The organism is Bacillus infantis (genome assembly GCF_020171945.1).
Classification (GTDB): Bacteria; Bacillota; Bacilli; order Bacillales; family Cytobacillaceae; genus Bacillus_AB; species Bacillus_AB infantis_A.
The window spans coordinates 37460-58634 of the sequence record NZ_JAIVAP010000020.1 but is presented as its reverse complement, the minus strand read 5'-3'; the positions used below and the strand labels follow the sequence as shown (position 1 = coordinate 58634).

The 21175-nt window shown below is 47.3% G+C and carries 23 protein-coding genes; 9 read left to right on the top strand and 14 right to left on the bottom strand.

Translation table 11 applies throughout. From position 1 onward, the window contains the following. The first annotated feature begins 3 nt into the window (after positions 1-3). From plsY to LCM00_RS20490, 4 genes are all read left to right on the top strand, one after another. On the top strand, positions 4-630 hold the full coding sequence (plsY, locus tag LCM00_RS20505; protein ID WP_224905513.1) for a glycerol-3-phosphate 1-O-acyltransferase PlsY: 627 nt from the start codon (positions 4-6) through the stop codon (positions 628-630). A gap of 196 nt (positions 631-826) precedes the next feature. After that, entirely contained in the window at positions 827-2074 is a 1248-nt protein-coding gene (locus tag LCM00_RS20500) for a dicarboxylate/amino acid:cation symporter (RefSeq protein ID WP_224905511.1), read from the top strand. A gap of 70 nt (positions 2075-2144) precedes the next feature. Further along, positions 2145-2585 carry an NUDIX hydrolase gene (locus LCM00_RS20495; RefSeq protein WP_224905509.1) on the top strand — a complete coding sequence of 147 codons (441 nt, stop codon included), beginning with the start codon at positions 2145-2147 and terminating at the stop codon, positions 2583-2585. 129 nt (positions 2586-2714) lie between these two features. Beyond that, positions 2715-3038 carry a hypothetical protein gene (locus LCM00_RS20490; RefSeq protein ID WP_224905506.1) on the top strand — a complete coding sequence of 108 codons (324 nt, stop codon included), beginning with the start codon at positions 2715-2717 and terminating at the stop codon, positions 3036-3038. Between the two features lie 43 nt (positions 3039-3081). On the opposite strand, the gene LCM00_RS20485 is transcribed toward LCM00_RS20490, so the two are convergent. The 6 genes from LCM00_RS20485 to LCM00_RS20460 all read right to left on the bottom strand — a co-directional run bounded on the left by LCM00_RS20485 (position 3082) and on the right by LCM00_RS20460 (position 9556). Then, on the bottom strand, positions 3082-4149 hold the full coding sequence (locus LCM00_RS20485) for an NAD(P)H-dependent flavin oxidoreductase (RefSeq protein WP_224905504.1): 1068 nt from the start codon (positions 4147-4149) through the stop codon (positions 3082-3084). A gap of 13 nt (positions 4150-4162) precedes the next feature. Continuing rightward, positions 4163-4714 carry a thioredoxin family protein gene (locus LCM00_RS20480; protein ID WP_224905576.1) on the bottom strand — a complete coding sequence of 184 codons (552 nt, stop codon included), beginning with the start codon at positions 4712-4714 and terminating at the stop codon, positions 4163-4165. Between the two features lie 205 nt (positions 4715-4919). Next, a complete protein-coding gene (gatB, locus tag LCM00_RS20475; RefSeq protein WP_224905502.1) occupies positions 4920-6347 on the bottom strand; it encodes an Asp-tRNA(Asn)/Glu-tRNA(Gln) amidotransferase subunit GatB in 1428 nt (475 codons plus the stop codon). A 13-nt stretch (positions 6348-6360) separates the two neighbouring features. Continuing rightward, positions 6361-7818 carry an Asp-tRNA(Asn)/Glu-tRNA(Gln) amidotransferase subunit GatA gene (gene gatA / locus LCM00_RS20470; protein ID WP_224905500.1) on the bottom strand — a complete coding sequence of 486 codons (1458 nt, stop codon included), beginning with the start codon at positions 7816-7818 and terminating at the stop codon, positions 6361-6363. Positions 7819-7829: 11 nt separating this feature from the next. After that, complete coding sequence (gene gatC / locus LCM00_RS20465; protein WP_224905498.1) at positions 7830-8120, bottom strand: Asp-tRNA(Asn)/Glu-tRNA(Gln) amidotransferase subunit GatC; 291 nt, start codon at positions 8118-8120, stop codon at positions 7830-7832. A 197-nt stretch (positions 8121-8317) separates the two neighbouring features. Then, complete coding sequence (locus LCM00_RS20460; protein ID WP_224905496.1) at positions 8318-9556, bottom strand: MFS transporter; 1239 nt, start codon at positions 9554-9556, stop codon at positions 8318-8320. Positions 9557-9814: 258 nt separating this feature from the next. Here LCM00_RS20460 and LCM00_RS20455 point away from each other — a divergent pair, with 258 nt between their 5' ends. Beyond that, on the top strand, positions 9815-10165 hold the full coding sequence (locus LCM00_RS20455) for a cupin (protein ID WP_224905494.1): 351 nt from the start codon (positions 9815-9817) through the stop codon (positions 10163-10165). Between the two features lie 17 nt (positions 10166-10182). Here the strand turns inward: LCM00_RS20455 and LCM00_RS20450 are convergent, their stop codons facing one another. Continuing rightward, entirely contained in the window at positions 10183-11010 is an 828-nt protein-coding gene (locus LCM00_RS20450; protein WP_224905492.1) for a VanW family protein, read from the bottom strand. Between the two features lie 309 nt (positions 11011-11319). Between LCM00_RS20450 and LCM00_RS20445 the strand changes: the two genes are divergently transcribed. Beyond that, entirely contained in the window at positions 11320-11778 is a 459-nt protein-coding gene (locus LCM00_RS20445) for an NUDIX domain-containing protein (protein ID WP_224905490.1), read from the top strand. 73 nt (positions 11779-11851) lie between these two features. Here the strand turns inward: LCM00_RS20445 and LCM00_RS20440 are convergent, their stop codons facing one another. The 3 genes from LCM00_RS20440 to LCM00_RS20430 all read right to left on the bottom strand — a co-directional run bounded on the left by LCM00_RS20440 (position 11852) and on the right by LCM00_RS20430 (position 14424). Next, a complete protein-coding gene (locus LCM00_RS20440) occupies positions 11852-12298 on the bottom strand; it encodes a YueI family protein (RefSeq protein WP_224905488.1) in 447 nt (148 codons plus the stop codon). A 132-nt stretch (positions 12299-12430) separates the two neighbouring features. Continuing rightward, a complete protein-coding gene (aceA, locus tag LCM00_RS20435) occupies positions 12431-13714 on the bottom strand; it encodes an isocitrate lyase (RefSeq protein ID WP_224905486.1) in 1284 nt (427 codons plus the stop codon). 125 nt (positions 13715-13839) lie between these two features. Beyond that, positions 13840-14424, bottom strand: coding sequence for an SCO family protein (locus LCM00_RS20430; RefSeq protein ID WP_224905484.1), 585 nt, complete (start codon positions 14422-14424; stop codon positions 13840-13842). Between the two features lie 407 nt (positions 14425-14831). Here LCM00_RS20430 and LCM00_RS20425 point away from each other — a divergent pair, with 407 nt between their 5' ends. From LCM00_RS20425 to LCM00_RS20415, 3 genes are all read left to right on the top strand, one after another. Beyond that, complete coding sequence (locus tag LCM00_RS20425; RefSeq protein WP_224905482.1) at positions 14832-15125, top strand: hypothetical protein; 294 nt, start codon at positions 14832-14834, stop codon at positions 15123-15125. A gap of 70 nt (positions 15126-15195) precedes the next feature. Further along, positions 15196-15366, top strand: coding sequence for a hypothetical protein (locus LCM00_RS20420; protein WP_224905480.1), 171 nt, complete (start codon positions 15196-15198; stop codon positions 15364-15366). A 26-nt stretch (positions 15367-15392) separates the two neighbouring features. Then, a complete protein-coding gene (locus LCM00_RS20415; protein ID WP_224905478.1) occupies positions 15393-15665 on the top strand; it encodes a hypothetical protein in 273 nt (90 codons plus the stop codon). Between the two features lie 398 nt (positions 15666-16063). Here the strand turns inward: LCM00_RS20415 and LCM00_RS20410 are convergent, their stop codons facing one another. From LCM00_RS20410 to LCM00_RS20395, 4 genes are read right to left on the bottom strand one after another with little or no spacing between them, the layout of a single operon-like run. Continuing rightward, positions 16064-16798 carry a hypothetical protein gene (locus tag LCM00_RS20410; RefSeq protein WP_224905476.1) on the bottom strand — a complete coding sequence of 245 codons (735 nt, stop codon included), beginning with the start codon at positions 16796-16798 and terminating at the stop codon, positions 16064-16066. Between the two features lie 39 nt (positions 16799-16837). After that, positions 16838-20491 carry a multicopper oxidase domain-containing protein gene (locus LCM00_RS20405; RefSeq protein ID WP_224905474.1) on the bottom strand — a complete coding sequence of 1218 codons (3654 nt, stop codon included), beginning with the start codon at positions 20489-20491 and terminating at the stop codon, positions 16838-16840. 10 nt (positions 20492-20501) lie between these two features. Further along, on the bottom strand, positions 20502-20816 hold the full coding sequence (locus tag LCM00_RS20400) for a hypothetical protein (RefSeq protein ID WP_224905472.1): 315 nt from the start codon (positions 20814-20816) through the stop codon (positions 20502-20504). Positions 20817-20829: 13 nt separating this feature from the next. Next, positions 20830-21135, bottom strand: a complete 306-nt coding sequence (locus LCM00_RS20395; protein WP_224905471.1) for a hypothetical protein — start codon at positions 21133-21135, stop codon at positions 20830-20832. Positions 21136-21175: the final 40 nt, after the last annotated feature.

Below are 21175 nucleotides of genomic sequence, written 5' to 3'. Positions count from 1 at the left end.
TTTATGAATTTTGCTATTCTTGCAGCCGCCTATTTGATCGGCTCGATTCCAACCGCCCTTCTGATTGGCAGGTGGCTGTTCCAAATCGACATACGCGAGCATGGAAGCAATAATCCCGGGGCGACCAACACCGTCCGTGTCCTCGGAAAGCGGGCCGGGATTGCCGTTCTTCTCATTGATGCCGGCAAGGGGGCGCTTGCAGCAGGTCTGCCCATCCTTCTTCATACTGATCTGGATCCGCTATACACCGGCCTGATTGCGGTTGCGGGGCACTGCTTCCCTATTTTCGCAGGCTTCCGCGGAGGAAAAGCCATTGCAACAACCGCAGGAGTGCTGCTGGTTGCCAATGCCTGGATGTTCCTGGCAGCTTACATTGCATTTGTCGGAGTCATTTATGCAACAAAATATGTATTTTTCGGTTCTATTTCTGTCGGAATCGCCCTTATCATTTTCTCTTTTTTTCAGCCAGGATGGACCCATGAACTTATATTTTTCTTTTTTACAATCTTTCTGATCATCCTGCACCGTTCCAACATCTCAAACTTCCGCCAAAATAAAGAGCCGAAGATCAATGACAAGAATCTAAAGAATGACCGGATACCTGCAAAAAAAGGGCCGAAGCAGGCTTGAGAGCTGTGATGGCTCTCTTTTTTTATTGGTGTATAAACAAGCCGGGTCCGCCTTCTGAATGGCAGATCCTTTGAATGAAAAAAATACCTGTTCATTTCCCAATCTGTCATATCCATTCCATTTCGGGTAGAATGGTAGAGGTTCACCCATATCCTGTGGGCATCATCTCAATTTTTTTGCAGAAGGAGTTACCTAAATGAAGGAAAAATTAAAAGCATACCGCTTTCCCATTATCCTGTTTGCTTCAATTATCATTGGAAGCATCATCGGGTTTGTTTTCGGGGAAAAAGCGGAAGTTATCAAACCGCTTGGGGACTTATTCTTAAATCTCTTATTCATGCTAGTAGTACCGCTCGTCTTTTTCACAATCTCATCGGCCATTGCCAATATGAACAGCATGAAGCGGCTCGGGAAAATCATGGGCAGCATGATGGTTGTATTCATTGCTACAGGCATTATTGCCTCCATTGTAATGCTGGTTGCGGTAACAGCCTTCCCGCCGGCCCAGGGGACTGACATCCCTCTGACACAGCCGGAAAACACAGAAGAGCTGAGCCTGCCCGATCAGTTGGTCAAAACCTTTACTGTGCCTGACTTTATCGAGCTCTTCTCCCGCAAGAATATGCTCGCTTTAATAGTCTTTTCGGTCCTGGTTGGGGTGGCTTCAGGGCTTACTGGTGAAAAAGGACGCCCTTTCACAAAGTTTCTGGTCAGCGGGTCAGAAGTCTTTATGAGGCTGATCAATCTTGTCATGTATTATGCACCCATCGGGCTTGGTGCTTACTTCGCGTCATTGATAGGCGTATTCGGACCCGAACTGCTTGGCGATTATGCCCGGGCTGTCATCGTCTATTACCCTGCTGCCATTCTTTATTTCTTGATCGGCTTTACGCTTTATGCTTTTATTGCCGGCGGACGCAGAGGAGTGGCCCGCTTTTGGAAAAATATCTTTTCCCCTGCTGCCACCGCTCTTGCCACTGGAAGCAGCGTTGGCTCACTGCCTGTTAACCTGCAGGCTGCCAAACGAATCGGCGTGCCTAAAGATATTAGGGAAACCGTTCTTCCGCTCGGCGCAACCATTCATATGGATGGCTCCTGCCTGGCGGCCATATTGAAGATATCTTTTGTATTCGGCATTTTCAATATGGATTTCACCGGCCTGGACACCTTTTTAACGGCGATCGGCATCTCGCTGCTTGCAGGGACAGTCATGAGCGGTGTGCCAGGAGGAGGCTTTATTGGCGAGATGATGATCATCACACTTTACGGCCTGCCAATCGAGGCGCTTCCGATCATTTCAGCAATCGGCGTAGTGGTCGATCCGCCAGCCACTGCAGTCAATGTCACCGGAGATACTGTTTCCAGCATGCTTGTCACCAAACAGCTGGAGGGGAAAGACTGGATGGATAAACACTTTGAAAAAGAAGAGGAAGCTATCATTTAACACCATGCCCCCTGAATGAAGGGGGCATTTCTCATGTTATAATGAACCAAAAAGTATACAGGAGTATTCAATGGATTCTATCTTGATTGCAAGCACTGCCGTCCTGATGGATGGCCGCCTGCTCATGATTAAGGAACATAAAAATGAGGCTGGACCCACCTGGAATTTCCCCTCCGGCCATGTGGAGCCCGGGGAAGATATAATTGCGGCCGCCCGGCGGGAAACAAAAGAAGAAACAGGGCTGGATATCAAAATTGCGGAATCGGCAGGAATCTTCCAGTTTACCAGCAGGACAGGCCACCCTATTCTCCTTTTTCAATTTCTTGCTGAATTTGCCGGCGGATCTATCAAATTAGAAAATGGAATCACAGAATACAGCTGGTTCACCGCCCGGGAAATTCTTGACATGGACGAGAGTATGCTGCGGGAACCTGGTGTCATCAGGCAGATAGCCCGCTCTATACTGAAACAAAGTTCAATTCCTCTCTCTTTTTTTCATAACCTTTCATGACTTTTACTTTTTTTGGAACTTTTTTCTTTCTTTATTCGTAAAAAAGAAAAATGGGAGCAAGCCGTCATACTCTGAAACACTCCTCCTGCCACACGCCGCTTCCTCCAATAATTGAAAGGAGATGAATTCGTGAAACGTTTTGCCATCATCCTTGCTTGCTCCTTCACCATCCAGGCCCTGCTGCTTTTCTCCATCTGGCATTTCTTCTTTTCCGATTATGGCCTGATTGATTTCTCATTCTTATTTTCCGCTCTATGGTTTGCTTTCGTCTTGTTTTTTTCCAGCACAGGCGATGCTTGGACCAGCAGTGTCATCGCCAGTTCATTCATGAATCATCGGGATACCGGGCACAGGGAAGCCAGGGAAATGTTCCACATTAGAGTCAATCCCCTGCTCGCATCCTCCCTGCTTATGCTCGCTGCTTCCCTCGGAATTTCTTTTTTGTTTTCGTAAAAAAATAAATAAAGCTTCCGCTGAAATGCGGAAGCTTTATTTATCATTTAAGAAGACTGTCAGTGCCTGCAATCAAATCTTCCATCAGCCTGGCTGCAGGCAATTCCTTCGAAAGAGAAACCGCCTGACCTGCCCATAATGACATATAATCCTTATTGGCGTCTTTTGCTGCTTTTCTGCGGATCGGTCCTGTCAGATCATTTTGAACAGGAAAAGGCAGAAGCCCGTCCTCCATGTCTTTCATTTCCCTGATGAAACTATTCTCCATTCCCCTGGCCAGTTTTCCGGAAAAAGCTTTTGTAAGGACTGTTTCTTCTCCCTTGCCATCCAGCACGGCTGCCTTGTAAGCTGGATGGGCACCGCTTTCACTGCAGGGAAGGAAGGCAGTTCCCAGCTGGACCCCTTGGGCGCCCAGCATAAAGGCGGCTGCGATGCCCCTTGCATCCATGATGCCCCCGGCTGCTATGACGGGGATTTTAACCCGGTCTGCAACCTGCGGGATAAGGGCCATCGTTCCAATCAAGCCCCTCTCCTCACTATGAAATGTCCCCCTGTGGCCCCCTGCCTCACTGCCCTGGGCCACTACAAGATCTGCACCAGCCTCTTCCAGTTCCTCTGCTTCCAGAACATTTGTAGCAGTTCCGATGATCACAGTGCCATTCCTATGAAGCTCGGAAACAGCTTCTCTCTCAGGAATGCCGAATGTAAAGCTGACAATAGGAACCCTTAGCCGCAGAACCGTTTCCAGCTGTTCGCCAAAGAGCTTCCGGAGATCTTTTTCTTTGTAAGCTGCAGCCGTGCTGATTCCCGGCTCCTTTTGCAGCTCCTCCAGCTTCCGGAACATCCTATGAAGCTTGTTCTCATCAACCAGAGGCTCGGCAGGGAGAAACAGATTGATTCCGAATGGCTCGGCAGTCATTTCCTTTACTTTTTTGATGTCCCTATCCATGTCTTCAGCAGACATATAGCCTGCTCCCATATTTCCCAGGCCGCCGCTCCCCGACACAGCCGCAATCAGCTCCGGGACCGTAATCCCGCCCGCCATGGGGGCCTGGAGAATCGGATATCTGATGCCAAGCCTCGCTGCAGCCCTGCTTTTGTTCCATTCCATCAGCTCACCTGCTTCATTGAAGTTTAGCTATAATGCTTGCTGCCACATCATGCCAGACCTGTTCATCTTCCTGGTATGCCGCTTTCATCTTTTTGAACATGATGCCCTGTTTTTCTTTGAAATCTTCACTGTCTGCTGGCGGAAGCTGAGCCCGTTCCTTGTCGACAAAGCGCTGCACTGTTTCTGCCCGCGGTCCCCATACAGCCTTTTCCTGTCCGTCTCCATCGATGAAGATAAAAATAGGGATCGAACGGGCCGTTCCGTTGGTTAAATACTGATCCATCAGCTCAAGGTTTTCATCCCGCAGAATGAACCTTGTCTCCATATCTGTCTCTCTTGCTATATGCATAAGGATCGGAATATTAAGCATCGCATCCCCGCACCAGTCCTCTGTAAGGACAATCACTTTCAACCCTTTATCCTTCACAGACACCAGCTTGGCCTTTTCCTCTTCTGTGAGAGAAAACTTGCTGTCTATGCTTTTCATCTCCTGCTTATTAACACTCATACCTTCCACATATTCAGAGAATGTCAGTCCCTTCGCAAACCAGTCCTTCAATTCCATACAAGCACTTCCTTTTCTGTCAATATCGATTATGGGCTGTCCCATCTATTATTTATTCTCGATGGCTATAGTACATTCCTTTTTTTGCAGGACTTTGCCGTATTTCATCCTTTCCTGGGAAATAAAGAGGAAGTTTGTCTAAACCAGACCAGCAAATTTCCCCATAATAAACAGAAGCCGCTGGATTTCCCCAGCGGCTTATTTTCTATCGCTTTGTTATTTCCTGCATCAGCAGCTTGTTGATCATCTGTGGATTCGCCTGTCCCTTGGAGGCCTTCATAATCTGCCCGACCAGGAACCCGGTTGCTTTTTGTTTGCCTGCCTTAAAGTCTTCAATTGATTGCGGATTCGCATCAAGCGCATCCGTCACATATTGGAGGAGCGCCCCTTCGTCAGAAATCTGGACGAGGCCTTTTTCCTTAACGATGGCTTCCGCAGTGCCGCCATTTTCGATGAGCTCCTTGAAGACCTTTTTCGCAATCTTGCTGGAGATTGTCCCGTTTTCAATCAGCTTGATCATTCCGGCCAGGTTTTCCGGTGTCAGCTTTACATCAGCCAGCTCTTTCTGCTCAGCATTCAAGTAAGCAGATACTTCACCCATCAGCCAGTTTGAGGCCTGCTTGGCGTCCGCACCCGCTTCCACCGCTGCCTCGAAGAAGTCTGCTGTCTCCTTTGTTACCGTCAGAACTGCAGCATCATAAGCAGGAAGGCCAAGCTCTTCTACATACCGCTTCTGCCTAGCGTCCGGCAGCTCTGGAATCTCGGCACGGATCCGGTCTTTCCACTCCTGGTCAATGAAAATATCAGTCAGATCAGGCTCAGGGAAATAGCGGTAATCATCAGAGCCCTCTTTTACACGCATGAGGAGGGTCGTATTAGTAGACTCATCATAGCGGCGGGTTTCCTGCTGGATCTCCCCACCGGCAAGAAGCACCTCCTCCTGGCGCTTTGCTTCGTATTCAATGCCTTTTCTGACAAAGTTAAAAGAGTTCAGGTTCTTCAGTTCAGTCTTGGTGCCGAATTCCTCCTGGCCAACAGGCCTGATGGAGATATTCGCATCACATCTGAGCGACCCCTCTTCCATCTTACAATCAGATACACCTGTATATTGGATAATACTTTTTAGTTTCTCGAGATATGCATAAGCTTCATTAGCTGTCCTGATATCCGGCTCTGAAACAATTTCGATCAGCGGGGTTCCCTGGCGGTTGTAATCGCAGAGGGAATAGCCCTTTTCATGGTTCAGCTTGCCGGCATCCTCCTCCAAATGGATCCGGGTGATGCCAATTTTCTTCTTATATCCGTCCACTTCGATTTCAATCCAGCCATGTTCACCGATTGGCTTATCAAATTGCGAGATTTGATAGGCTTTCGGGTTATCCGGATAAAAATAGTTTTTGCGGTCAAATTTCGTTACATCGGCAATCTGGCAATTCAGCGCCATACTGGCCTTCATTCCATAATCGACCACTTTGCGGTTGAGCACCGGCAGCACGCCAGGATAGCCGAGTTCCACAACGCTTGTGTTTGTATTCGGTTCCGCTCCGAAATGGTTCGGGCTCGCGGAAAAAATTTTCGAATCTGTTTTTAATTCAACATGGACCTCAAGTCCGATAACCGTTTCATAGTTCATGTCTGTTCCCCCCTTACAGTCCCGGTTTTTGCTTATGGAAGTCAGTGGCCTGCTCAAAGGCATGGGCTGTTCTGTAGATTGTGCTCTCGTCAAAATATTTGCCGATGATCTGCAGTCCAAGCGGCATACCATCCGAATATCCGCACGGCACCGAAATGGCAGGCGTACCGGCCAGGTTAACAGGGATTGTTAGTATATCATTGGCATACATAGTAAGCGGATCATCTATATTCTCCCCGATATTGAATGCCGGGGTCGGTGCTGTAGGTCCAATGATGACATCATAAGATTGAAATACCTCTTCAAAGTCCTTTTTAATCAAAGTACGGACCTTTTGCGCCTTTTTATAATAAGCATCATAATAGCCTGAGCTTAAGGCGAAGGTTCCGAGCATAATCCTTCTTTTCACCTCATCGCCGAAGCCCTGGGCGCGCGACTTTTTATAAAGCTCCATCAGTGTTTCAGCATCCGGGGCACGGTAGCCGTACCTGACGCCGTCAAAGCGGGCAAGGTTGGCAGACGCTTCTGAGGACGAAAGCAGATAATAGGCAGCCAAAGCATACTTGGAATGCGGAAGGGATACCTCCTCCCATACAGCTCCAAGATTCTCCAGCACCTTAAGCGCATCGAGGACAGATTGGCGGACTTTTTCATCCACGCCTTCAGCAAGGTACTCTTTTGGCACAGCGATCCTGAGACCCTTTACATCTCCAGTCAAGGCGCGGGCGTAATGATCGACAGGAACATCTGCTGAGGTAGAGTCATTCGGATCCAGCCCCGAAATCGCCTGAAGCAGATAGGCATTATCTTCAACATTCCTTGTAACCGGGCCGATTTGATCAAGTGACGAAGCAAACGCAACAAGCCCGAACCGGGAAACACGCCCATAGGTAGGCTTTAACCCAACCACACCGCAGTAAGAAGCAGGCTGTCTGATGGAACCCCCTGTATCTGACCCAAGGGCAAAAGGCACTTCTCCTGCTGCGACCGCTGCAGCTGAACCGCCTGAAGAGCCGCCTGGCACCTTCTCAAGATTCCATGGATTGCGGACATTTCCGAATCCTGAATTCTCATTTGAGGACCCCATCGCGAATTCATCCATATTCAGTTTTCCTATTGTGATGGTCCCGGCATTATGTAGATGATCCATTACCGTTGCATTATAGATCGGGTCGAAATTTTCCAGAATCCTGCTTGCACTGGTAGTTCTCAGGCCCTTTGTGACAATATTATCTTTAATCCCGATCGGCATGCCAAAAAGGAGGCCCTTCGACTCTTCTGTGCCCAGCTTTTCGTCTAAGTACTTTGCCTGCTTCCGTGCTTCTGCCTCATTTAAGGTCAGGAATGCCCCCACCTGGCTGTCCACTTCACCAATCCGTTTAAAAGACTGCTCAACCAGATCAGATACGGAAATTTCTTTTTTATGTAAAAGTTCATGAAGCTCTGAAACCTTATGATCAAACAAACTCATTTGCTTTCCCCCTATTCCAGTATGGATGGCACCTTGATCTGTCCATCCTGGTGGTCCGGCGCGTTTTTCAGCACGTCCTCCTGCGGCAGCCCTTTTTTCGCGATATCTTCCCGGAATACATTCTTGATATCCAGTACATGGGAAGTCGGCTCAACGTTCTCTGTATCCAGTTCATTAAGCTGCTCCGCAAAAGAAAGCATTTTTTCCAGCTCTTTTTGCATCCGCACCGCTTCCTCATCCGTCACTTCCAGACGTGCCAGGTGGGCTACATGCCTGACCTGATCTTCTGATATTCTAGACATCTCTGTCACCTCCAAATATTTTAGAATGCTATAAGTATAGATAGAATCATATCAGACTCCAGCGCTTTAAAGCAATTGCCGGAAGCAAAGGAAATACGTGTTTTCTCTTATTATAATGACTGCAGGAGTGAAAAGCTAAGGCGCCTGGATATCCCAGACGCCTTTCCCGTTTTTCTATATATTGAATCTGTCCGGCTTCAACCTGTATCTTCCTGTCCAGAAGACTCGGACACTCTGCTGTTTGCATAACGGCCGGCAATCCATAGAAAAATCAGGACCGGCACTGTAAAAAGCCCTGTAGCAAACAATCCAGCCGAGATCGAAAAAGAGAACGCGATCCAGCCGACAAGCGGCCCTCCTGCAATCTGCCCGATTGCATCAATCTGTCCGAACAGGGAAAGCATGGTGGCCCTTCCCTTTGACTCCAGCTTTTGATTAAGCCAGATGCTGTAAAGCGGGCTGTTAAGGCCTCTCAGTGTAAAACTGGTCCAATAAGACGCAAGGGCAAGCCAAAGCTCCCCGCTAAGCGCAAAAATCAGTGTGCTGGCCGCTAGCGCCACGTTTACGAAGAGCAGCAGGCGGACATATGTCGGCTCCCCATCCCCATTCAGCCTCCTGCTGATCCACTCGACCAACCCAATATTCAGAAGCAATGCAATCCCATTGATCAATCCGAACCAGAGAACTGCAGAGCTCTCGGCAAGCTGGATATCCTCCAGGAAATGGGCAGCCCACAGCCGGTCGAAACCTTCGCTTGCGAGCCCCCACATAAGGGCAATGCCTGCCATGCCGGCAAGAACCGGATTGCCCTTTACTGTCCTGTATCCTTTTTGGACGGCGCCGGCAAGCTGGCGGAGCTGGGACGTCTCTTCCCGCTCCAGCTTTTCAAACCGGTGTTCAGGCATCCGGAACCAAAGCCAGACAGCCAATATAATGAAAGAACCGCCCGCAATCTGAATCGCTGCCTGAACAGAAAAGAGCATCGATATAACCATACTTGCCATGATACCGGCAATTTTGCCGATAGACGCAATCTGCGATCCTTTTAGAAAAAGCTTATCCAGACCCTTTCCTTCCACTTCGTCGGCAATCCAAGCTTCTTCGGCACCGCTGAGAAACGTATAGCCAAGGCCCCACACAGCATAAGCTGTTGCGATTCCCCAGAATGCAGGCACCGATCCCTCCAGAAGATGAGCCAGTCCGAGCAGGATCGTCCCTATGATGACGGATTTCTTCCTGCTGACATGATCGGCTATGACTCCTGTCGGCACCTCAAACAGCACAATGGATAATTCCATAATCGTCCCGATCAGAACGAGCTGCAGCGGATTAAGCCCAGCCTCCACAATAAAATAAATCGCATTTACGGTAAAAATGATCTGAAATAAAAATGCCCGAATTCCCGTGAGCCTAAAATATACTTTTTTTGCCTCCATTGCCCTTCCTCCGCTTCTCCTTCTTAATGAAAACTAAGAAAGTCCGAAACGGAGATCTCGTGACAAGCTCCCCGTCCCAGACTAGGAAACAAGCACCTCGATTGTCATAATGAATTCCTCCTTGTATGGCAGAATACTCTGCCTGATAAAGTTATTATACTGTCTTAACCCTAAAATTTCCGGATTATTTCTAATATTTACTTCTTTTCTATCTTTTCAGTTATAATGAAAGCTTAATTCATTAAAGGAGAGTTTAAGATGAAGCTATTTCGATTTGATTCTGCTGGAAAAGAGGTCCCAAAGTTTGGCAGTCTGAACAGCTATTACACCCTCTTATCAAGAGAAATTCCAGTCACGATCGGCTGCATGCACCTGAAGGAGGACAGCGTCCTTGGCATGCATCCTGCTGTCTGTCCGCAGCTTTTCCTGATTGTCTCCGGTGAGGGCTGGGTTAGAAGTGCGGATGGTGAACGAATAGCAGTAGATCTAGGAACGGCTGTATTCTGGGAAGATGGGGAAGAACATGAATCCGGCTCTGCTCTTGGCATGACCGCCATTATTATTGAAGGCCCTGGACTTGAACCTTCTTCCCAGCTTCAGCCTCTTTAAAGAAAAGTCCCGCTCTGTCAAATAGAGCGGGACTTTCCTTCCAGCAATGGCTCATACATCATGATGGCATGGTTTTCTGTTATATATTCGTCTTCATACAGCTTTCCCTGCCGGTTATAGGACCGGCGGAATATTTCATTATGGCGGACATAACCGCCCCAGTATGCAGGCGTGATGGCATGGCTCCTTTCATACACCTCATACGTGTATAAAGGCTCTGAAACTGTCCGCCACTCGCCGCATAAATTGGCATCTGTCAGATAAAGGATCAGCTGATAAGGCTCTTCAGTATGATTGGTTATTTGCAGATCGAGATAATTATAGGCACAGGTCGCCCCGCTCCCAAACGGCTGGGTGCGCTTTGAATCAGGGAACACATCAAAGCTGTGGCGGTGCCTTTCCGTCACGGTCAGCGGCGTATGCAGAGCCATCCAATAAATTAAATTGGATAGCTGGCAGAGACCTCCCCCCGTTCCCATCTTAAAGCTGCCATAATGAAGGATCATGCCGGGCTGATACCCTTTCCTTGCGGTCGGCCTGCCGATAAGCTTCCAGTAGCTGAATGTTTCTCCAGGGTAAATGACGGTGCCGTCCAGCTGCTTTATAGCAATCTCCAGATTTTTGATTTTATTATATTGATAGACCATGTCCACATTCTTCAGCTTTCGGAGAAGCGGGGTCTGGTGACTGAATACCGGAAATGGCAGAGCAGCTGCTTCTTTTTTTCTGCTGTATGTACGGGCGTCTGCCAGCCAGCGGCCATACCTTTTCCATATATAAAACCATGTGCCGGCTCTGATTCTTAATTCTGACCTTTTTTTAGGACGCAAATCGGCAATATTCATCCTTGCGGCACCTCGCTTAGTAAAATAAATAGGGGAAAATGGTTTGGTTCGTCAAAAGGAAATGCATTCTTGAGTCAATTTCATGGTATGGAGACATTCAGATTCCATTTTTTGTTGAGTCAGTAAAAGTTCAGGAGCCTCTGTTTATTGGAGTGGAAGGCACGTAGACTCCTGCGGGAAAGTAGCGGCAATGCTGAGACCCCGCAGAGCGCAGCGTGAGGAGGCTCAGCGTCGCCCCGCGGAAAGCGAAGTGCCTGGAACGGAAATAAACAGACCCCATATGAATGCTATACCAAGGAGGTTATAAAAATGATCAGAACAGCTTCAAAAGCAATTATTATCAAGGATGGCTGCCTGCTTGCCATCAAAATGCATGACAGCGGGGAGGACTTCTATGTCCTTCCCGGCGGCGGACAGGAAAACGGCGAAAATCTGCATGCCAATCTGCAGCGCGAATGCCTGGAAGAAGTCGGCATACCTGTCGAAATTGGCAGCCTGCTGTTTGTACGTGATTATATCGGCAGCAGCCATGGCTATGAAGGTCACGCAGGACTGCACCAAGTAGAATTCTTTTTTGCCTGCAGCATTCAGGCTGAAGTCTCTCCGAAATCTGGAAGCATCCCTGATAAAAATCAGGTTGGGATTGAATGGCTTCCCCTAAAAGAATTGGCAGACTGTCCTTTATTTCCTGCCCCCATCAGGGAGCTGATCATCAGGCATGCAGATGGTGAAACAGGGCTGCCTGTTTATATGGGGGATGTCAATTGACTGAAGAAATAGAGTTTTGGAAATACTTCTTAATTTTAACATAAAATGCTGAGACCATCGGCCTCAGCATTCTTTAATTACCTTTGAAAAGTTTCTTCAAAAAACCAGCCACTCCCTTTTTTGCCTTTTTCTCAGGAGCTTTCTTTGCAGCCTTGTCACTGCTGATATAAATCTCTTCCTTATCTATCGCATGATCATAAGCAAGGACAAGCCCAATTTCCGAATTGTGCTCTTTGTTTGTGACAATGGTATATTCGACTCCATACTGTGACGCGAGCTTTATATACTTTGATAAATAAGAGTAATTCATGTTCCCGTTTAAGTATAGATGGGCCGATGGGTTTTCCTTCAGCGCAGCTTCCGCCTCCCGGATCGTCCCCTCTCTTCTGACCTGGGGCTGGGTGAGCGCAACCACAATCCGCTCCCTGATCGTTCCGAGGAATTTTCTCCGTTCATCCGGTTTTGTCTGCTTCTGCCCATACATCCCCTGCTTCACGTAATCATCCACATTTTGGGGCATCTCCGCACCTCCTCCAGTATCAGGCTACTATTATGTATGTCAATTTGTCTAAGAATGTGATGCTCCTCTTTTTACTATTCCTTTTCCCGGATAAAAAAAACCCTCCTTTGTTCAAGGAGGGAGAGCCGAATGCTATTGGGACACCGTAAACTGATCTTCCTCAGTCGATCCCTTCAGTGCAGTGGTGGAGGATGTGCCTCCTGAGACAACCATGGAAACCTGGTCAAAATAGCCTGTACCGACCTCGCGCTGATGGCGGGTGGCCGTATAGCCGAATTCCTCGCTGGCGAATTCCCTTTGCTGAAGCTCGGAATAGGCGGCCATACCCCTTTCTTTATACCCCCGTGCCAGTTCAAACATGCTGTGATTCAAAGCATGGAATCCTGCCAGCGTAACAAATTGGAATTTATAGCCCATCCTGCCGAGCTCTTTCTGGAATTTTGCAATGGTTTCATCATCCAGCTTTTTCTTCCAGTTGAATGAAGGCGAGCAGTTGTAGGCAAGCAATTTTCCCGGGAACCTTTCATGGATGGCCTCCGCAAATCTTCTCGCCTCCTCCAGGTCCGGTTCGGATGTTTCACACCAGATCAAATCAGCGTAAGGGGCATAGGCAAGCCCGCGGGCGATGGCCTGATCAAGCCCTGCCCTGGTTCGGAAAAAGCCTTCCGGCGTCCTCTCCCCCATGATGAACGGGTGATCATATGGATCGACATCACTGGTGATCAAATCAGCCGCATTGGCATCTGTCCGTGCTACCAGCACAGTCGGGACATCCATTACATCTGCCGCCAGCCTGGCAGCGATCAGATTTTTTACGGCTGTCTGTGTCGGCAGGAGCACCTTTCCGCCAAGATGGCCGCATTTCTTTTCGGAGGAAAGCTGATCTTCAAAATGGACACCCGCCGCTCCTGCTTCAATCATCCCTTTCATCAGCTCAAACACATTCAGCTGTCCCCCGAACCCGGCTTCTGCGTCTGCAACAATCGGGGCGAACCAGTCAATGGAATGATCGCCTTCACTGTGAGTGATCTGATCAGCCCGCTGCAGCGCCTGATTGATCCGCTTGACCACCTGCGGAACACTGTTGGCAGGATAGAGGCTTTGGTCAGGGTACATATGGCCGGAAAGATTGGCATCTGCCGCAACCTGCCAGCCGCTCAAATAAATCGCCTTCAGCCCGGCTTTCACCTGCTGGACAGCCTGGTTTCCTGTCAAAGCCCCAAGTGCATTCACAAAGTCTTCCTCATGAACCAGCTTCCACAGTTTATCGGCACCTCTTCTTGCCAGCGTGTGTTCAATCCGGACAGATCCCCGCAGCTTTAAGACATCCTCCGCCGAGTATGGCCGTTCGATCCCCTTCCACCTCTTATCCATATCCCAGTTTTCCTGCAATGCGGCAGCCGTTTCATTCACCATTTTCATTCCTCCTCAATGTTATAATACAGTTTGTAACTTATGTTTTGTATTATATAACAGAAAATCCAAAAAAGGAACAGCTTTTTGAGTGAATTTTATATTTTTATAATCCTGCAAAATTGCATTTAGCGTGCAAGGCTTTTAATATCCGCCAGAATTTCTTGAACAGAAATACTTTCCTTTAAGCCGGCCATATCATATTCTGCCCGGATATAATGATTCTGGTCAACCAGGTACATTTTAGTACTGTGGGCTACTACGCCGCCATTGTCCATTCTGATATTCATATTGAAGTTTTCCGTTACTCTCTTAATATCTGTTTCCCTTCCGCTCAAGAACTTCCATCCTTTAAAGTCTGCATGAAAATGATTGGCATATTCCCTGACTTTTTCTTCAGTATCATTTACCGGATCAAATGATATGGATACAATTTCAGCTTCACTGCCAAAAAGATTTTCATCTTTCAGTCCATCCTGCACCTTCTTTAAATCTGTCATGGTTAAAGGACAGACATCCGGACAGCTTGTATAGAAGAAATTTACGAGCTTTATCTTGTTGTTAGCTGAATCATATTCTGGGCTCTGAATTGCTTCAAGGCTGAATGCTTCTACTTTTTTGATTTTCGGCAGGCTTTCACTTTCAGGCCAGAAGACATATGTCAGGCAAAAGCCGGCTATTACAGCCAGGAATGCACATATACGAACGATCATTATTTTATCCCGCCTATTCATTTAATTTAATCTATTCTTTCTATAATTTTATTCTTCTTTAAAATTTATGTTTGGCCACTTGTCCCGGCCTGGCGTCTTTTTCTTCATCTGGAGGACAAACTATATTTCACTGAAAGCGGCAGGTGTACAAGCAAATAGAGGCCTGTTTACATAAATTGAATTAAAGGAGGTGAAATTTGTGGGCTGTTATTATCCTAATTCCTGCTGCTGTCAGCGGAAAAAGCGGTGTATATCTCTATGCGGATGCAAAAAACCGTGTGAGATAGCTAATTTATATTACGGATGCTTAAACAAAAAATACTCCTATAATGACTGCTCATGCTCGAGCACTTATTGCTTTTAAGAACCAGGGATTACCATTGCAGAAGGAAAAGAGGGATTGAACATTGACATATTATGCAGATAAGTCCCGCAGCAGCTGCCAATGCGGCCATACAGCACGGCCTGACAGCTATCTTCCGCTGTATCAGGACAAAGCTAATACTTTTTACCACTCAGCCAGTCTGCGTTATCAGGACGGACTAAATAGACAATACGCTTCTATAAATAAATTGGATGCCCCTTACCCCAAATATAAGATTGATAGCATTAAAAGCCTGCCCAATATTCGTAAATCAAGAACCAAAAAACAGGCTGATTCAGAATTGCAAAACAAGTTAACGATTAACATATATTTATAATCAAGGAGGAACAACATGAGCTATTCACATCATCATCATCCACGCTGTTCCAGCTGTGGAGGCTATCATTATGACCATTTTGACAGGAACCACCACTACCATCCCCATTCTCATCCCGATAAGCATTCTTGCTCCTGCCATCACGACATCCACCACTCACAAGCGGCTGACAGCTTCTTGTGTGATGATAGATTTCAAATCAGGCTTGGAGGACTGCAAGGAAACCTCGCTTTCCGGTTAAGGCAGCTTGTTGACTGTAAAGTAAAAATGCAGCTGGAATGCGGAAGCAGCTGCGAAGAAATTCTGGCCAAAATCTGCTTTGTAGGCTCGAACTTTGTTGAAGTAAAGGTTATTGAAGTTTTAGGAAACCCGGAAGAAGAGGAAGATTTGGAGGAAGAAGAAGAAGAGGAAGAGGACGCCGAGGAAAAGCCGAAGAAAAAGAAAAAGAAGAAGAAGAAAGACACCTTTCGTATTGTTCCAATGGAAGATGTTAAATGGGTCGAGTTCAAAGAACGAAAATGTGATTGCGGCCATTGCTGACTCATAAGAAGACTGGCCTGGTAAGCAGAATCGCCAATAGATTTTCTTTTGGGCTGCCATTTTTGCACTATTGCAATTGGCGGTCTGTTTTTCTATCGTGTACTCTTTAAGTACCAATTAATATACTACCCCACACAGTTATCTCAGTTAAATGATAGATATAATATGCAAAAAAACACCTCCTGAGCCGCACTTAATTCGAGTGTCATTCAGGAGGTGTTTTATCCTTACTCGCATCTTCAATGCTAGACACTGCACAATATTTTGACTGCAGTGCTTCTAAAGCTGCCGGTCGGCAGAGGGGCGACTGTAAATGAAAATTAACAGTTTCCGCGACAAACAGAAAAGACTGCGGGCACGTCCACTTCTAACAGCTGCCTGCAGCCTCATGCCTTCGGCTAGCTGCAGGCATTTTTCATTTTTCTTCTTATATAGAGAATCTCATCTAATGGAATACTTCTTGTAGTTTCTTTAAAACAGAAGCTTAGATGTTCCCGGTGAACAGCCTTGATAATCCCTTTCTCCTTAAAGTCTTCTGTTACCATCTCAGCCATTTTCCCCTCCAGCAGAAGCAAATATATCTCCAGGGTAAGGCCAAAGAACAGCTGGATCAGTTCCGGGGAAGACGAGACTGTCCTGCCAAAGTCAAATGCAATTGCTCTTCTTAGACATGGTTCTATATTTAACAGCCTTGGGCCTTCATCAGATTCAGCAAACCGGTTGGCCGGCTTGATGAAACAGATGTTTTGATAAGGGATAATAAATTGATTGCCCTCAGACCGGATAATAGCAAAGTCCCTGCCTGCAAGATGGACCCTTCCCTCCAGGTTCTGCGAAAGGCCTGCAATTTCAAATCCTGCAACTTGTCCAGTAAGACCTTCCAATGCGCGCTCCAGCACCTGGTTTCTTTCTCTTCCAAATTGATTATCCTCTCTCCTTATCCCGATATCCAGCAAGAACTGATTTACCGCATCTATTTTCCTTTCGAGTAACTCAAGCTCCTCCATGGACTGGCAGCCGGTCGGCGAAGGCAGTCCTGCTTGAACGATTCCCGGAGGGCAGCATTCAAACGGAATATCAAAAGGATTACGAGTATGCTGTCTGGAAAGGCTGTATTCTTTTTCCAATCTCAAACCATTCACCTCCTTAAGGATAAGGGGAATTGATTCCCCTTATCCTGTTTTATCAACCTTAATCCTGGCCAGGCAATTTTGCAGCTCCTTATGAACCCTCATAATGCCCCAAAAGCCCGGCTCGATCCCCCAGCGTATGTTGCCTGAACGGAACATATAATCTCCCGGATAGCCATAAAGACTACCTGCTCCATATAAGATCCTTAAATCATTCACTCTTCCCATTAAATTTTCACCCTGTACGGATTTGATGCTGGAATTCAGGTTTTCTGTATCGACATGCCAGTAGTGTCCATGAACGTGAAAGGTCTGTGACCTTCTTCTCTCGGCAGGATACGCATGCCGGATAATGACTGGATCATTGGGATAAGCATGAAATACAGGTGTCGCCGGGTCTCCATGCACCTTCGAGCTGAATAGATCCTCCAATCTCTGAACCTTTCTCCATCTGTTGATAAGCCTCTCACTTCTATAGTTGAAGCCCCTTGAGCCTTGATCGTAGGTGTCCAGCAAATCCTCTTCCTGGTCTTCTTCAGGGATGATCGATTCAGCAGGATCGACTATCAGCTGATTCTTCTTGTCAACCAGGCGCACTCCGTCATGCATGATGAGCACAAATTCTCTTATATCAGGCAGCAGTGGATGCCGAAGGACAACCTGGCTGCCGGTTTTTACCGGAAGCAGTGTTTCCGGGTCCAAATATTGTGTGCCTCTCGGCTCTGCTATGAACATGCCGAATGCCCCTTGGGAGCGATGGTTTCGAATATCAGCCATATCCCATAGGCCGCAGGTGCCAGCCGCATCTTCCACATACCATTTATAGGTAAATGATTCACCAGGACCGACTGTTTGATCATAATTGAATCCTACTGTTTCCCCTGCAGACGTTCGGACATCATAGTCCAAAAGCTGGGGATGCAGAGAAATTCTCAAAGAAGGCGGATAAGGAGCCTGCTCTTTTACCTGTGGATAAGGATAGATGCCGTCAGCAAAGGGGAATAATTCCGGCACTAGCATATTGGTAAGTGTTACCTCTATTGAGTCCCCGGCATTGCCCCGCAGGATCAGCGGCTCAGGATTCTTCCTACCTGACAGGATATCCTCCAGCTCCTCTTCCAGGGCAAAGATAACCGCATACGGATCATGATCATGATAATGGTTGTAAATGACGGGCCTCTGGAAAGCCACCACATGATATTTCCTAACTGGCGCCCCAGCTGGTGCTGTGCTGATCGCTTCTGGCGGCTGGCATGGCGGCAGTCCGGTGCATACAGGCTGCGCACTTTGTTTCGGTGGCGGCAAAGGCTGGTCCGTCAGCGGAATCAAGTCATCCTCAAGCTCACTATAAGCCCTGATCAGCCCCCATAAGCCATTCCACAAATCCTCTTCGGTTTCAAACGCCCAGAAATAATCTCCCGCTCTCGGAATGTAAGTCTCAAAGGTGAAAGACTCGGATATGCCTATATGCTTCTGATTCTCCATGGCAGAATCGAGTGTCCTCCTTTCAGAGAGCCACTTCAAACCATGGAGGATAAAGCTGTGAGACTCCTCATGCGCACCCTGCAGGAGGCGGATCCTGATGGAATCGCCCTTATAAGCCTTGAATACAGCCGTATAAGGATCTCCTTTAACAAACGAGCTAAAGGTATAAGCCGGATCGCAATCTTTCCCGAGCCTGAATTGAAGCGGCTCATTCCTCAGGTTCACTCCAAATACTCCCGGGTCGTCCAAAGATCCCGGATAAGGCGGAGGAGCCAAAGGACAGCCGTTTTTATCAAACAGCATGGTATAATCCTGTGCGAAAATAGCATAATCACGATAATCGGGAATCAGCGGATGGGTGACTGTAACCTCCACTCCCCTGTCAGTCTCTTCCCCTGTTGTACTGTCCAGGATTTTTGAAAACCGGGGATGTACAACCCCGGAGCCGAACACTCCATGGTTCTCCTGTACAGCTGCAAACAAGTGATCGTGAAAAAACCAGGCCTTCAGCTCAGTCTCTGCATACCACTCATACCGGATGGTTTGTCCCGGAAGGACGGAACTGTCGTAGTTCCAGCCTACATTGGCTGCGTCTGAGCAGAGAACATCAAATTTGACATAATGGATGTGCATGCCGCATTCATACGTTCTGGTTACCAATTGAAAAGCGCTCCCGTCCAATACATTCGGAATGCGATTAGTAAAATTCCCCCGGATGCAGGCACCTGCCGGAACATGAAACACGAGCGGCTCAGGTTTCTTCTTGCCTGAAAGAACATCATCAAGGTCTTTATCCAATACGTAGAATCTTCCTACAGGATCATTCCAGCCTTCCCTATTGTAGGTAAGGGGCATCTCTATGACAGAAATATCAAACTCGTATACTAACGGATTTCCCAGGCAGGCATCTGCAAACACAGCCCCAGGCCTGGCGTTTGGCACTGCCGCATTTTTCTCAAGCTCTGTCATTCCCCTTCCGCCCACAATGCCCAAAGGCGGCCTTGGTGCTTTACTGCCTACCTTCCCGGGAATAAAGTTAGGGAAGCCAGGCCTTTCTGCTGTCGGGACTGGAGGCAGCGGCCGATCAGGCAATGGCTGAAGCGCATGGATGGGCTCCCCGTTTGGATAGCACTGGCTTCCATCCTGCAGTGTGTCGAAAATACGCTGAAGTCCCCACATTCCTACTTCAAAGTGGGGATACAAATGACAATGGATGATGATATCGCCTATTGCCTGCTGCAGACTGCCTGCCCCATATAAGGGTGCTACAGTATAATGCATTTGCGGACTGATTGACTGGGAGTCAATGATTTCTGAATTGACATTGCTTAGATCCCTGAACCATTGGTGAACATGATAGTGGAAGACATGGGTTTCCTTGACCCCTCCATGAATCACCCGGATTTTTACGGGATCCCCTTTATAGGCTCTTAAAATCGGCGTGCTTGGATCGCCAAAAACCCAGGAGTCATGGTGGACTTCCTCGCCGTCGCATTCAGGACAGACAACTCCTTCCTCAATCAGGCGCTTCCTGTTTCCCAGCGGCTCGTACCGGTAATTGACTGCATGTGTGGATTCCCTTTCCTGGCCGGTCATGGGGTCGAGAGGAGCATTCCCTGTCAGATCTAAGCTTGGCTGCTCATCACCGAAGAACCAGGCATATTCGCGGAAAGAAGGCAGAAAGGGATGGTGGATATCCGCGAATGCACCGCTGCTGATAGACTCCCCTGTAATCGGATCAGTCCACCAGGAGCCTCTTGACTGTACAATCAGGCTTCCATAGAGACCATGTATATTCGATCCCTTTTCCGAACTGATTGGATTACCAAGATCCGAGAAAAAGTATATTCCTTCATTATTTGCCTTGATGCGGTAAAGGATCTTTTCACCGCATTTTACCGTTGTGTCCTGATTGAATCCTACATTGGCACCATCCGAGGTCATTACATCATAATCCGCTTCCTGGAAGTGGATCCCAGCCGGCTCTTCCAGCTGGTTCTCAAACAATACTTCTACTTCGTCCCCTTCATTGGCCCTTATGGTCAGCGGCTGGACCAGGTCTACAGGAGAGAAAGGATTCTTTTTGACCAGCTTATTCACTTTTTCTTCATTTTCTTTTAATATATACATTTTCCCATTAGGATCGTAGTCGCCAAATTTATTAAGGACCATCCTGATCGGAATGGCAACGACATGGAAAAATCTTTTCATTTCGTTCACCTCAATCCTTCAGTTCCGGAATTCTCAATCCATCATCCCGTTCAATATAAAAAGTTTCAATGGAGTGGATATGAATATGCCAGATGCGCCCTTCCAGCTGGGAAAAATGGGTTGTTTCTACATCTAACTCCAAAATATCATCAATTACACCAACAATTCTTCCGATGAATAAAAATGGAAAAGAGGGTGTCAGCAAAATTGCCTTTCTGCCAGTTCCATTAACAAAATGCTGGATTAATGCCGCATCATGCACCAAGTTAATATTTTCAAAAGCAGGGTCATGTGAATAAGTCGATCCATTCTCGTTTTTTGACAACTTCTATACCTCCTTACGTTAAAGGGAATATGGTGTTGCTATCAAAGCCTGGAGCATATTGTGAGATTTTTTCTACGGGAAAGCTCAGCGGATTAGGAAACTTATAGAATGGAGCATTGATCAGTTTAACTGTTACAGGAAAAAGAGTAATATGGCCATGTTCAACTTCAACAATCGTGCCGGAAAAGATGGGGCGAAATGTCTGCCCAAGCAGGTTCAGCTGACTTGACTGGGTTATCAGCAGGATGTCTGTCCCTTTAAGCTTCATAAGCTCCTGGTAAAAACGATCATCCTGGAGATCTTCTAGTTCTGATGCCAATTTAAATCCTCCTTTATATAAACAAACAAAAATGATTTCT